At 67.0% G+C, this 12,928-nt stretch carries 13 protein-coding genes; 12 read left to right on the top strand and 1 reads right to left on the bottom strand.

Annotation, left to right across the window (positions count from 1 at the left end; translation table 11 throughout):
* Nucleotides 1-37: 37 nt before the first annotated feature.
* The 9 genes from FBZ83_RS30465 (at nucleotide 38) to nusG (ending at nucleotide 9,283) form a co-directional block, all read left to right on the top strand.
* Nucleotides 38-403, top strand: a complete 366-nt coding sequence (locus FBZ83_RS30465; protein WP_145690725.1) for a hypothetical protein — start codon at nucleotides 38-40, stop codon at nucleotides 401-403.
* Nucleotides 400-1,791 (top strand): DEAD/DEAH box helicase, encoded by a 1,392-nt coding sequence (locus FBZ83_RS30460; RefSeq protein ID WP_145690718.1) that lies wholly within the window; start codon nucleotides 400-402, stop codon nucleotides 1,789-1,791. The genes FBZ83_RS30465 and FBZ83_RS30460 overlap by 4 nt, the downstream gene beginning before the upstream one ends.
* Entirely contained in the window at nucleotides 1,788-2,753 is a 966-nt protein-coding gene (locus FBZ83_RS30455; protein WP_145690710.1) for a DNA-methyltransferase, read from the top strand. Before FBZ83_RS30460 ends, FBZ83_RS30455 begins: the two co-directional genes overlap by 4 nt.
* Nucleotides 2,754-2,757: 4 nt before the next feature.
* The gene (locus FBZ83_RS30450; protein WP_145690708.1) at nucleotides 2,758-3,537 is read left to right on the top strand and encodes a hypothetical protein; all 780 of its coding nucleotides are present in this window, start codon (nucleotides 2,758-2,760) and stop codon (nucleotides 3,535-3,537) included.
* A complete protein-coding gene (locus FBZ83_RS30445) occupies nucleotides 3,534-5,066 on the top strand; it encodes a DEAD/DEAH box helicase (protein ID WP_145690706.1) in 1,533 nt (510 codons plus the stop codon). The genes FBZ83_RS30450 and FBZ83_RS30445 overlap by 4 nt, the downstream gene beginning before the upstream one ends.
* Nucleotides 5,063-5,512: a VRR-NUC domain-containing protein gene (locus tag FBZ83_RS30440; protein WP_145690704.1), complete on the top strand. Its 450-nt coding sequence runs from the start codon at nucleotides 5,063-5,065 to the stop codon at nucleotides 5,510-5,512. Before FBZ83_RS30445 ends, FBZ83_RS30440 begins: the two co-directional genes overlap by 4 nt.
* Nucleotides 5,509-6,195 carry a hypothetical protein gene (locus tag FBZ83_RS30435; protein WP_145690702.1) on the top strand — a complete coding sequence of 229 codons (687 nt, stop codon included), beginning with the start codon at nucleotides 5,509-5,511 and terminating at the stop codon, nucleotides 6,193-6,195. Before FBZ83_RS30440 ends, FBZ83_RS30435 begins: the two co-directional genes overlap by 4 nt.
* Nucleotides 6,188-8,290 carry a hypothetical protein gene (locus FBZ83_RS30430; RefSeq protein ID WP_145690700.1) on the top strand — a complete coding sequence of 701 codons (2,103 nt, stop codon included), beginning with the start codon at nucleotides 6,188-6,190 and terminating at the stop codon, nucleotides 8,288-8,290. The genes FBZ83_RS30435 and FBZ83_RS30430 overlap by 8 nt, the downstream gene beginning before the upstream one ends.
* A 378-nt stretch (nucleotides 8,291-8,668) precedes the next feature.
* Nucleotides 8,669-9,283, top strand: coding sequence for a transcription termination/antitermination protein NusG (nusG, locus tag FBZ83_RS30425; protein WP_145690697.1), 615 nt, complete (start codon nucleotides 8,669-8,671; stop codon nucleotides 9,281-9,283).
* A 166-nt stretch (nucleotides 9,284-9,449) separates the two neighbouring features.
* Here nusG and FBZ83_RS30420 read toward each other — a convergent pair whose 3' ends face one another.
* Complete coding sequence (locus FBZ83_RS30420; protein WP_145690695.1) at nucleotides 9,450-9,656, bottom strand: helix-turn-helix transcriptional regulator; 207 nt, start codon at nucleotides 9,654-9,656, stop codon at nucleotides 9,450-9,452.
* Nucleotides 9,657-10,014: 358 nt separating this feature from the next.
* Between FBZ83_RS30420 and FBZ83_RS30415 the strand changes: the two genes are divergently transcribed.
* The 3 genes from FBZ83_RS30415 to FBZ83_RS30405 all read left to right on the top strand — a co-directional run bounded on the left by FBZ83_RS30415 (nucleotide 10,015) and on the right by FBZ83_RS30405 (nucleotide 12,927).
* Nucleotides 10,015-10,209, top strand: coding sequence for a hypothetical protein (locus FBZ83_RS30415; protein WP_145690693.1), 195 nt, complete (start codon nucleotides 10,015-10,017; stop codon nucleotides 10,207-10,209).
* A 155-nt stretch (nucleotides 10,210-10,364) separates the two neighbouring features.
* Nucleotides 10,365-10,925, top strand: coding sequence for a terminase small subunit (locus FBZ83_RS30410; protein WP_145690691.1), 561 nt, complete (start codon nucleotides 10,365-10,367; stop codon nucleotides 10,923-10,925).
* Nucleotides 10,867-12,927 (top strand): phage terminase large subunit family protein, encoded by a 2,061-nt coding sequence (locus FBZ83_RS30405; RefSeq protein ID WP_145690689.1) that lies wholly within the window; start codon nucleotides 10,867-10,869, stop codon nucleotides 12,925-12,927. Before FBZ83_RS30410 ends, FBZ83_RS30405 begins: the two co-directional genes overlap by 59 nt.
* Nucleotide 12,928 lies beyond the last annotated feature (1 nt).

The following is a 12,928-nucleotide window of genomic DNA, read 5'->3' as shown; positions in this document are numbered from 1 at the left end:
ATCGGGACCGCCGGTCGGGCGTGGTCTTTTCCGGGGCATGCGGTTGATCGGCCCCCCCTATGGCGTGCTTGCGCACGAGCTGGGGCACCACGTCGATGTGCTGCGCAGCACGACCGTGGACCGCTACCGCGGCAACTTCAGCGCGGACCTGCGTCGTCAGGCCAGCGAACCGAAGCTGACCAACTACTGCCCGGACGATGGCGAGTGGTTCGCGGAGATGTTCCGGCTGTTTGTCACCAATCCCGATCTGCTGCGTGGGCTGCGGCCTCGCACCTATGCCGCGCTGATTGAGCGTGGTTTCTGCCCGGTTTTTTGTTCCGACGACTGGCGCACCCGCCTCGCTGGTGCGCCGGCGCGAACCATCGACATCAACGAACGCCGGACCAGCGGGGTGGGGTCATGACGGACGCCTACGCCGACTTCCTGCGCCGCAAAGCCATCATCGATCCCCCGACTGGCATCGCTGACATCCCCAACCTCCCGGATGCGCTGTTCGATTTCCAGGGCGACATCACCCGGTGGGCGCTGAAGCGTGGACGCGCCGCTCTGTTCGCCGGGACCGGCCTGGGGAAGACGCTGATGGAGCTGTCCTGGGCGCAGGGCATCCATCAGGCGACCGGCGGCAACGTGCTGATCCTGGCGCCGCTGGCCGTTGCTGCACAGATCTGCCGCGAGGCGCAGAAGTTCGGAGTTCCGGCCCGGCAGGTCAGCGACCAAAGCGAGGTCGGTGCCGGCGTCAACGTCACCAACTACCACAAGCTCCACCGCATCGACCTGTCGTCCTTCGTCGGCGTCGCGCTGGATGAAAGCTCAATCCTGAAATCGACGGACGGGAAGTTCCGCACGCACCTCATCCGCAGCACCGCATCCATCCCGTTCAGGCTTGCCGCCACCGCGACGCCGGCGCCGAACGACTTCATGGAGCTGGGCAATCACGCCGAGTTCCTTGGTGTCATGTCGTACACGGACATGCTCGCCACGTTCTTCGTGCACGACGGCGGCGACACCCAGAAATGGCGCCTGAAGGGCCACGCCGAGGATGCCTTCTGGCGATGGATGGCGCAGTGGGCCGTCATGATCCGCTCGCCGGCGGACCTGGGATATGCCGTCGGTGGTTACGATCTGCCCGAACTGCGGCAGGTTCAGCACACCGTTCAAGTCGACGCCGCCCCGTCCATGGGGACGCTGTTCGCGGTCGAGGCCCGGACGATGAGTGAGCGGCTTGCTGCGCGGCGCGACAGCGTGGCCGCCAGGGTGGCCATGGCGGCATCGATCACGCCGAGCGACAGGCCGTTTGTGTGGTGGTGCAACCTCAACGCGGAATCCGAGGCCTTGGCGCGAGCAATCCCAGGGGCTGTTGAGGTTCGCGGCTCCGACCCTGAGGACACGAAGGAGCGGAAGCTCGCCGATTTCGCCGCCGGGGGGACCCGCGTGCTGGTCACCAAGCCGACCATCTGCGGATTTGGCCTGAACTGGCAGCACTGCGCCGACACCGGATTTGTCGGCCTCTCCGACAGCTGGGAGCAGGTCTATCAGGCCATCCGCCGCTTCTGGCGCTTTGGCCAGACCAGCACCGTCACCGCCCATTTCGTCGCTGCATCCACTGAGGGTGCGGTGGTCGCCAACCTCCGAAGGAAGGAAGAGGACGCCGAGCGAATGGCCGCAGCAATGCTGCGCCACATGGCCGACCTGTCCGCCCGAGAGGTGCGCGGCATCACCAGAGACACGATGGATTACCGCCCATCAATGCCGGTGCGGATGCCGGGGTGGGTCGAAAGGATTGCATCATGACCATCAATGCAGTCGATCAGATCATCGCCGATGATTATGCCATATACCAGGGCGATGCTTGCGAACTGATCCAAGCCATTCCGGACAACAGCATTCACTTCGGCATCCATTCGCCGCCGTTCGAGGGCCTCTACAAGTTTTCCAACAGCGACCGCGACCTGTCCAACAGCGAAGGTGACGCCTTTTGGGAGCACTACGGGTTCCTCATCCGGGAGCTTCTCCGCGTCGCCATGCCGGGCCGGCTGCACAGCGTTCACGTCATGCAGTTGCCGACCAGCAAGATTCGCGACGGCGTGATCGGGATGCGGGACTTCCGTGGCGAGGTGATCCGTGCCTATGAGGCGGCGGGCTGGATTTTGCACAGCGAAGTCTGCATCTGGAAAGACCCTGTCGTCGCCCAGCAGCGTACGAAGTCCATCCGCCTCCTGCACAAGCAGATCGTGAAGGACAGCTCCATCAGCGGCCAGGGCTTGGCCGACTACATCGTGACGTTCCGGAAGCCGGGCATTAACCCGGTTCCGGTGGCCGGCGGATTTGATCGCTACATCGGTTCCCTGCCGGAGCCGGACCGGTCCAAGTACACGGCGCCGATGGATGGCCGGAACTGGTACAGCATCGAGGTCTGGCAGCGCTATGCGTCTCCGGTTTGGACCGACATCAATCAGACCCGGACCCTACAGTACCGGACCGCGCGGGATGAACTTGATGAGGTCCATATCTCTCCGCTCCAGCTCGACGTCATCGAGCGCTGCATTGATCTCTGGTCCAACCCCAGCGAAACCGTTCTGACGCCGTTCCTTGGCATCGGGAGCGAGGTCTATGCCGCTGTTGAGGCAGGCCGTCGCGGCATCGGTTTCGAGCTGAAGCCCAGCTACTTCCGGCAGGCGGCAACCAATCTGCAGTCGGCTCGCGACCGCGCCGCGGCGGGTTCGCTCTTCGACGTACTGAACGCGGCGGGGTGAGGCGATGAAACGCCCTCCCCAATTCGCCACCGAAGCGGATCTCTGCTCCGCCTTCGTGGCCCAGCTGCCGCCGGGCTGGACCGCCTATCCGGAAACCGCGGGCTGGGACATCCTGCTCGTCCACACCTCCGGGGTGCAGGCCGGCGTCCAAGCCAAGCTCCGCCTGAACGCTAAGGTCCTGGCGCAGGCATCCGAGAACTATTGGGACCTCGAAAATCCCGGCCCCGATTACCGGGCCATTCTCGTCCCGGCGGAAGCCAGCACCGACCTGGAGGCGTTGGCGGCTTACTGCTCCATGACCGTGGTCCGGTGCTGGCCGCCGCAGACCTACTGGATGTCCTCGAAGGGCAGCCATAGCCCCGACCTTCCCGGAACGGTGGGCAGCCACGAATCGTACTGGTTCCCGCTCCTGCCGACGAAGCGCCACCCGCTCCCGGATTATGTGCCCGACGTCACCGCTGGGGCATCGGCGCCGCGTACCCTGAGCCGTTGGAAGGTGTCCGCGCTGCGGGTCCAAGCCCTGCTCGATGAGACCGGATACGTCACCCGCCAGGACTTCAAAGCCCTGCAGATCGATATCCGGCGCTGGATCGCTGGTGGCTGGCAGGCGTGGCTTGAGGCCGTCCCGAACTCCAGCACCGACGACATCGGGTTCCCGCATTTCCGGCGCGGAACCACCATGCCCGACTTCGGTGCCCAGCACCCGGAGGTTTATCCGCAGGTCAAGGCGACGATGGCGGACTGGATGCCGAAGTGGCGTAGCGCCGGGGAGGTCACCCAATGACCCTCACCCTCCGCGACTACCAAGCCGATCTGGTCGCCGGCCTCCGCTCCAGCATCGCCGCCGGTGCCCGCGCGCCCCTGGCCGTGCTGCCCACCGGCGGCGGCAAAACGGCCGTCTCCGGCTCCATCGCCGATGGCGTTGCCAAGCGCGGCCGGCTGGCGTGGTTCGTCGTTCCGTCGCTGGTCCTGCTGGCGCAGACCGCCGAGAAATTCCGTGAGTATGGAATCCGGGCCGGGGTCCTGCACTCCGGATTCACCCCGGACGCCGCCGCCCCGGTCCAGATCATCACGATCCAGACGCTGGACCGCTGGGCGCGGAAAGGTCTCCTTCGTGATGCCCGGTCCGACCGGCTCTACTTCCCGGCCAGTGGTCGCCGCCCGTCACTGTGGGCGCCGGACCTCGCCGTGCTCGATGAGGCCCACCACGCCTCGGCGGCGCAATATCTCCGCGCCCACACCGCGCTGTCCGGAACCCGCTGGCTGGGCGTCACCGCCACCCCGGAACGGCTGGATGGTAAAGGTCTCGGGGTCGGGCACGGCGGCATCTTCGATGCCCTGATCGAAGGGCCGACGATCGGCGAGCTGATCGGGCGCGGCCACCTCGCCCGGCCCGTCGTCTATGCGCCAATGATCGCCGATCTCAGCGGCATCCATACCAGAGCCGGCGACTTCGCCGCCGATGAGGCCGCCGCCAAGCTGGACAAGCCGGCCATCACCGGTTCCGTGGTCGGACATTACCGCTCCCTGGCCCCCGGCGCCCGTGCGGTGGCGTTCTGCTGCAGCATCGCGCACAGCCAGCATGTTGCGGCCGAGTTCCGTGCCGCCGGCATCGAGGCCATGCATCTCGACGGTGAGGCCGATCCCGATGAGCGTCGCCGCGTCATCACCGCCTTCACTGCTGGACAGATCCGCGTCCTGACGAACTGCGCCCTGATCTCCGAGGGGTTCGATGTGCCGGCGGTCGAGGCCGCCATCCTGCTCCGTCCGACGCAATCCCTGGCGATGTTCCTCCAGCAGGTCGGCCGCGCCCTGCGGCCAGCGCCGGGCAAGGATCGCGCCCTGATCCTGGACCATGTCGGCAACGTGCTCCGCCACGGCATGCCCGATGATGATCGGGACTGGAGCCTGGGCGGCAGGGCCAGCCGGAGCAAGGGGAAATCGGAGGACAGCGGTCCGCCGGTGAAACAATGCCCGCAGTGCTTCGCCTGTCACCGTCCGGCCATGACGTGCCCGGCCTGCGGTCACGAATACGCGCCGGAGGGCCGGACGCCCGAGGAGGTCGACGGCGAGTTGAGGCCCGTGGATCGCGACGCCCTGGCCGCCGCGAAGGAGGCCGAGAAGGCTCAGCGTCGCGCCGAGGTCGGACAGGCCCGGAGCAGGGATGATCTGGAGAGGATCGCCGCCGAGCGTGGGTACAAACCGGGCTGGGTGGATCATCAGATGCGGTTCCGTGGCACCGGCCGCAGTCGCATCGATGGGCTCATCGAGCATCAGGAACGGCTCTACGGGTCGCGGAGGGCGGCGGGATGACGGCGCGCGAGACCCCCATCCTCCGCAGCATCCTGCTGGCGCTGGGCGCCCGGCCCGATGCCAGACTGTTCCGGAATAACGTCGGCACCGGCTGGGCCGGTCAGGTGGTACGGTTTTCGGCGCCATCCACGGTCCGCGTCGGGTCGGGCGACGTCGTCGTCCGCAACGCCAGACCCCTGCATGCCGGCCTCTGCGTCGGCAGCTCCGATCTGATCGGCCTGACCACCATCACCATAACGCCCGAGATGGTGGGGCGCAGCATCGCCGTGTTCACCGCCGTCGAGGTCAAGGCCGCTCGCGGCCGCTCGACCGAGGAGCAAAGAGCGTTCGTCTCCATGGTGACGCAGCGCGGCGGGATCGCTGGTGTCGCACGATCACCAGAGGAGGCCGCGGCGCTGCTGGCGGCAGGGCCGGGTGCCGCGCCGGGCGAGGGGAGGGGACCGTGAACCTCCTCCACGAATTCGCCACGGCATCGGCCCGGATCACCACTCGGCATCGCGACTTCCTGGTCTCCGCCGGCGTCCTGCAGGTCGATGCCGCCCACACCTCCTCGATCGGCTGGCGCTTGGTCGGCGGTCATCTCGAACCGGTCCGGGCCGAACCACAGACCTACACCGCCCGCCGGCTGGTCGGCTGGTCCCAGGTCTGGGCCGATCCCGCTGGGGCTGGCCTCTCCGGTGCCTTCGAGCCGGTGAGCGATGCCCCGCAGTCACCGGGCACGGAATCGGTCAAGGCCTTCATCGTGCCGGTCGGCAGTGCTGATCCCGATACCGGGATGTGGGCGGAGGTCTGGGACCTCTGCGCCTTCAACCTCGCCCGGCCCGGTCAATGGTGGCTGCGCTCCGGCTTGGCCGAGATGATCGGTGAGGACTACATCGCGGACTGCGTCGAGACCGGTGCTGCCGTCCGGTTGGTCGCCACCCCCCTGGATTGGCTCCGTGCCGCTGGCCGGGCGGCGTGCGTGCTGGATTGGTCCCGCATCGATCCCCGTGCCGCGTTCGCCGGCTGCAGTCGTGTCGAGCCCGCCGCCCCCGATCTCGGCCGGACGCTGAAGGCCAGGATTCGGCAACTCGCCCGCGCCCCGTTCGTCATCGGTGAGGCCGCGGCGACGGAGACCGCCCATGCTTAAGTCGCCCCCCATCGGTCTCGGCAGCATCGCCGACGCCACCCGCGTCATCGTGACGACGGACTCCGAGGCCAGGAACCGGCTGGCTGCCGCTCTGCCCGGCATCGCCGTGCTGGCCGGGCGCCCCGATTTCGACTGGTCCCGTGTCCCGGCGCCGGGCCGGAAGCTGGTCACGACCGATCCCGACATCGGACAGGCCCTCTACGGAGCCGGCGCCGATAAAGTCGCCATCGCGGATCTGGATGCGGTGCTGGCCGCCGCTGAGGCCGGAACCATCGAGGAGCGGTTGGCATCCATCGGTTCGGCCTGCCGGAAGCTGGACCGCATCGAGGCCGCACCCCAGGCCACCCCCACCCCCGACATCGACCCGCTGGGCTGCCCACCGGCGCGCGACGCCGAGGCCGATGATCCCGGCCCGCCCATCTATGACGACGGTCTGCCGTACCGCGCGCTGGGCTACAACCGGCGCCGCTACTACTTCATCCGGCGCGCCGGGGGCCAGATCGTGGATCTCGCCAGCCGCGACCTGAAGGAGATCGCCTGCCTCATGGAGTTGGCACCCGCCGACTTCTGGCAGCAGCGCTATCCCGGCGGAAGGGGCGGCTTCGATGGTACCGCCGCGGCGAACGCCCTGATCGCCGAGGCCCACGCCGTCGGCATCTATGATCCCGACCGCATCCGTGGTCGTGGCGCCTGGTGGGATGAAGGCCGCGCCGTCCTCCACCTCGGAAACGGGATGATCGTGGACGGCAACCCCACCGGCATCATGGCGCACCGCTCCTACTTCCTCTACGAGCAGGCCCAGGCCTGTCCGGTGCATCTGGCTGCCCCGCTGTCAGCGGCGGAGGCTAGGAAACTGTTCGACATCTGCAAGCTGGCCCGCTGGGATGATCCCGGCTTGGCCCCACTGTTCGCCGGGTTCCTCGTCGTCGCCCCGGTCTGTGGCGCCATGCCGTGGCGTGCCCACGGCTGGCTGACCGGTGAGAAAGGCTCCGGTAAGACCTGGATTCTGGACAACATCGCCAGGGCCGTCATCGGCACCATCGCGCTCCGGGTGTCGAGCAAGACCACGGAGGCCGGCGTCCGCCAGCTCCTCGGCGCCGATGGTCGGCCCGTCGTCTTCGATGAGGCGGAGACACAGAACCAGCAGGATCGGGAGCGGGTGCAGCTCATCCTTGATCTGGCCCGACAGGCCAGTTCCGAGGACGCCGCCCCGATCGTCAAAGGGACGCAATCCGGACGGGCGCAGACCTTCAGCATCCGCAGCAGCTTCCTGTTCAGCTCCATCAACCTCGCCCTGCATCAAGCCGCCGATGAATCCCGAACCCTCGTGTTCTCGCTCCAGGGGCGCGGCAACCTGTCCGAGGAGGGCGCTCTTGCCGCGGCTGAACAGTTCGCCGAGCTGCAGCGCCTCGTCACCGACACCCTCACACCGGAATGGTGCGGCGGTCTTCTCGCCAGGACACTGTCCCTGCTGGGGGTGATCCGCGCCAACGCCCAAACCTTCGCCCGCGCTGTATCGGAGCGGTCCGGTTCCCAACGGCACGGCGATACCGTGGGCGGCGTCCTGGCCGGTTTCCACAGCCTGTTCAGTTCGAAGACCCTCACCATCGACGAAGCCCGGACGTTCCTCGATCGGAGCTGGGCGCGCAGGGCCGGGGAGGATGACACCGCACCCGATCAGGACCGCGCCCTTGATCATCTCCTCGAACAGATGATCAGGGTCCAGCCCGGCTCCGGGGCGGCCTTCGAGAGGCCGGTGGCGTCCCTGGTCGCGGCGGTGGCTGGCGGCGTCCAGGACCTCACCGGAAAGCTCACCGGCGATGCTGTGGACGGCGTCTTCCCCGACGTCGCCGAGATGCATCTGCTCCACCTCGGACTGCGCGTTGACCCGTCATCCGGGATGCTCTGGGCGGCCAGATCGCACAGCCGGCTCAGCGCCCTGTTCCGGGACACACCCTGGGCGTCGGCCTGGGAAACACAACTCGGACGCGTGAATGGCGCAGTCAAAACCACACCGAAATCGATGCGATTTGGGAAAATGGTGAAGCGCGCCGTTGGCGTCCCGCTGTCCGAAATACTGAAGCCCGAGCAATAGCTTGCGCGTAACGGCGCGTCGTTACATCGGGTTTGTAACAAACCACTCGTTACATGGTGTGGAAATGTGTGAAACGGGAAAATGCAGTGAAATCAATGCGGTGACGTGTGACAAGGCGCGAAACGCCCGGTAACGACCACCGGTTACGCGTTAAGTCACTGATCTAGAACCGAAATTTGCCCTTTGTAACGAAGTAACGAAAAAACGGCGAAAGGATAGATATATATACAGAGAGACCCATATAGACACACTCTCTCATATATATATCTATATCCGTTACATATGTTACTTAGTTACAGGGGCTTTCTTATCAACCACTTAGCCGAAACCCGTGGGTGTAACCACTGGTAACGGCTGGAGAGGTCAAGGAAGCGCCCGATGACTGGAACCCAGACCACCAACACCACCGGAACCCCGCTCGCTGACCTCGACCTCGATGGTCGCCGCTGGCATGTCGTCGTCGTCGGGACCAAGCTCAACGATCACCCCAAGGCCGTGGCCGCCCTGCTGGCCCGTGGCTATCAGGTCATCGCCCCGCGGTGCCGGGAGGTCATCACGGATCGCAGGGACCAGCGCCGGGAAGTGGAGCGACCCATGTTCGGGCGCTACGTCTTCGCCGGGTCCATGCCCGGTCAGGAGGCGCGCAAGCTGGCCCTGGTGCCCAGCGTGCAGTACGTCAGCCTCGACAGCCGCCGCCGTGCCCTGGTGCTGCCGGTGCGGGCCGTGGAGGCTGTGGTGGCCCGCATGCAGGCCGGCGCTGGGATCGTGGACCTCCGTCCGGTGGAGCCGGTCCCGGTCGAACCTGCCGAGGCCGTGGTCACGGCACCCCGCTTCCAGCCCGGCCAGACCGTCCGTGTCACCGAGGGCGCCTTCGCCGGCTGGGATGCCCTGTTCGTCGCCGACGAGGGGGAACGCATCCGCGTTCTGCTCAGCCTGTTCGGCCGCCAGAACGAAGCCCGTGTGAGGGCTGCCGGCGTCAAGGCGGCGGAGTGACGTGCTCGGCGCTGCTGAGACCCTTGACAGCCTCGTTCGATTGGGGTAGGGATACCCATCCTACGAGGCCTCAAGAGGTCTCAGCAGCCGGTGCCCTGAAGGCTCCTCGGCTGCGGCAGCATGCCAGAAACAGTAGCCCGCCTGACGCTCGTCACGGCGGGTTTCGTTATTCCGGGGCGTCGCTGGCAGAGGACCCGATGGGCGACAACCCGGCGGCGATAGCAGCGCAGGCAAGGGCGATGGTCCGGCTCACCGGCTGGGTTCCGGCCTCGTAAAGCTGGATGCTCCGCTTGGTGATGCCGATGGCGTCGGCGGCTTCCTGCTGGGTCAGGCCAAGGCTCTTGCGCCAGCCCTTGAACTCGTCAGCGGTCATGGTAACCTCTGGGTTTAGGAGGTGATGCGCTTCGTCTTCCGGGGAGGTGGAGCCGGTTTCCCGACCCCACCCTGTCCGCTTACTCGTCCTCCTTCTGATCCATGGTTTCCAGTTCAAGTTCGGCGGCCAACCTCACCTTGATCCGGAACCGCGGGAAGAGGCGTTTCAGCCACCCCAGGATATCCACTGCGCATCACCTCCTTTCAGTCGGTGGGGACCATCCCCGTCCGACAAGAGAAGAATAGGCGAAATCATTTCGTCAGTCAATCGGAAAAGCGAAACCATTTCGCCTTTTGTCCAGCCCGCCCGGTTCGCCGCGGCGGGTTTTGTCGTCTCTGGGCTCACACTGGAGGGCGCCATGACCGATCCCCTGACCCTGATCTACCTCGCGCTGGCCGTCTTCGTGTCGTTGGTGATCGGCGCTGTCGTGATCGGCGTGCTGGTCTGGCGCGGCGTCTCTCGGAACATCGACCGCGCCCTGGGGCGGATGGAGGCCCGGCGGGCGGAGTTCGACCGGGGCGCCCGGCTGACAGGGCATCGCCTGCCGCTGTAGGCGGGGGACCCTGGAGGGGGTCGAGGGCCGGGGGGTCGCTCCCTGCCGCGCAAACCCACCGGCTAAGAAAATTTCCGTTTCGGGGCAGCATCAGCACCCCTCCGCTGAAAAGTGAGGGTTTCCAACGCTTTCCGGCTCTCATGGGGTGCTGAAACATGGCGGGACGGACCTACAGCCTCAGCGAGGCGGCAGCGATCCTCGGCAGGGACCGAAACACGGTCTCGAAGTGGCTCGGACAGGGCTGCCCGGCGGTGACGAAGGCTGATCGGTCGCGCGGCGTCGAGTGGGCGCTGTCCATCCCCGACATCGTGGGTTGGCTCATCGACCGGGCGGTCGGCGATGCCGTCCAGACCGCCGACGGCGAGGCCGATCGGATCACGAAGGAAGAGGCCGACCGCCGCAAAGCCGTGGCCCAGGCCATAGCCGAGGAGGTCAGCACCGCCGAGCTGCTGGACGACGTCGTGAACCGGCATGAGGCCGCGGCGGACGTGGCGGCCTTCGCGGTGGCGCTGCGGACCGGCATGGCGAACGTCTGCGGCAAGGTTGCCGGCCGGGCGGCGACCATGACGTCCGCCGCCGAGATCCAGGAGTTCCTGGAAGCCGAGACGAACAAGGCCTTCAGCGCCGCGCAGGAAGAGCTTGCGGAGAGGTGGGCGGATGCTGAACCAGCGGGCAGCGGAGGCGACGGAGAGGATCGCCCTCCACCGGGCGGGTGATTACTGCCGCGGCCGCGCCGCCTTCCGTGCCAGCCTCCTCGGGCTGATCGACAACACGCTGAAATTCCCGCGCCGGCTGACCGGTTCGGAGTGGGCGGAAACCTACGGCCGCATCCCGAAGGGCACCGGCGCCGAGCACGGCAAGGTGACGCTCTACGGCTACCAGCGCGGACTGCTGGATGCCATGTGCGATCCGACGATCCCGCTGATCACCGTCATGAAGGCGGCGCGCGTCGGCTTCACCCGCTGCGCCACCCTGGCCATCGGCTACCACCTCCACCAGGACCCGACGCTCTGCGCCGTGGCCCAACCGGTGCTGGAGGATGCCGAGGACTTCGGCGGGTCGGAAATCGCGCCGATGCTGCAACAGACGCCAGTTCTGGCCTCGATGATCCGGCCGGTGCGGAAGGGGGAGAAGCAGGACAAGGCGACGAAGCACCTGCTGTCCAATGGCGCATCGGTGCGCGTCGTCGGCGCCGCCTCGGACGACGCCTTTCGCCGCTACTCGGCCCGCTGGCTGTTCGCCGACGAGCTGGATGCCGAGGGATGGTCCCCGAAGGCCAAGACGCAGGGCGACAAGCTCAAGCTGTTCTGGACCCGCGGGGAAACGTTTTGGAACCGCAAGCAAGTCCGGGGCGGGACGCCGCTGCTGGAGGAGACCAGCCGCACCAACAAGCTCTGGCTCCAGTCCGACCAGCGCCGGTACTTCGTGCCCTGCCCGCAGTGCGGGGAGATGCAGGCGCTGGAGTGGGGCGGTCCCGATGTCCCGCATGGGATCAAGTGGTCGGTCAGCGAGGACGGCGACCTGTCGGTTTGGTACGTCGGAACCTGCGGCTGCATCATCGATGAGGGCCGCAAGGCCTGGATGGATGCGCATGGCGAATGGCGACCGACGGCCAAACCGTCCCAGCCCGGCCATGTCGGTTTCCATGTCTGGACCGGGATGAGCCTGAACCCCAACGCCGCATGGACGGTGCTGGTGAGTGAATGGCTGGAGGCGCAGAAGGACACCGCCACGCTGGTCCAACCCTTCGTGAACCTCGTCCTCGGCCGCCCCTACAAGGCGACCTACGGGCAGGAACTGAAGGTCTCGGCGTTCGCGGAGCGGACGGAGCCATACCCAACGGAGATCCCTCCGGGCGTGCGGTTCCTGACGCTGGGCGGCGACGTGCAGTCCCATCAGGGCGTCGACCCCCGCATCGAGGCCTCGGTCTACGGCTGGGGTGCCGGCAACGAGTGCTGGCTAATCGGGCATTGGGTGTTCCGCGGCGATCCGGCACAACAGGAGGTCTGGGAGCAGCTCGACGGGCTGCTGCTGACCACCTTCCTCGGGCCGGATGGGAAGCGGTTCGCCATCCAAGCGGCGTCGATCGACTCCGGTGGACACCACACGGCCGAGACGTATGCATTCTGCGCCGCCCGAGCGCAGCGGCGCGTCTGGGCAATCAAGGGGCGGTCGGAGAAGAACGGGCAGCGGGCCAAGGTCTGGCCGCGCCGACCCTCCAAGGGGCAGAACGGCGGGACCGTCTACCTGATCGGCGGCAACGCGGCGCGCGACTTCGTGTACCGGTCGCTGGCGGTCGAGAAGCCCGGCCCGCGCTTCGTCCACTTCCCGGCGCAGGTCCCGGCCGGCGCCGAACCGCTGACCGACGCCTTCTTCGAGCAGCTCACCGCCGAAAAGTTGGTTGCCCGCAGGGGCGGCTACACGGAGTGGGACAAGCCGAAGGGTAAACCCCACGAGGCCGGCGTCTGCCTCGTCTACGCCTACGCCGCGAAATGCGGCCTCGAAACGCTGCACAAGGGGTGGGCCATGGCGACGGAAGCCGACAAGACGCCGCGGGAGAAACCTGCGGTGACGGACGAGGCGTCGGCTCACGCCGATGCCTCCCAGGCCCTGCCAGCACCCGTCGAGCAGCCGAAACCCGCACCGAAGCCAGCACCGAAAAAGGCGCCGGTCCGCAAGGTCGGTCGCTCCTCCTACCTGAACCGCCTGGGGCGCTGAC

The organism is Azospirillum brasilense, from assembly GCF_007827815.1.
GTDB lineage: Bacteria > Pseudomonadota > Alphaproteobacteria > Azospirillales > Azospirillaceae > Azospirillum > Azospirillum brasilense_C.
The sequence above is the reverse complement of the archived record's forward strand: the minus strand, read 5'-3'. Positions and strand labels throughout refer to the sequence as shown.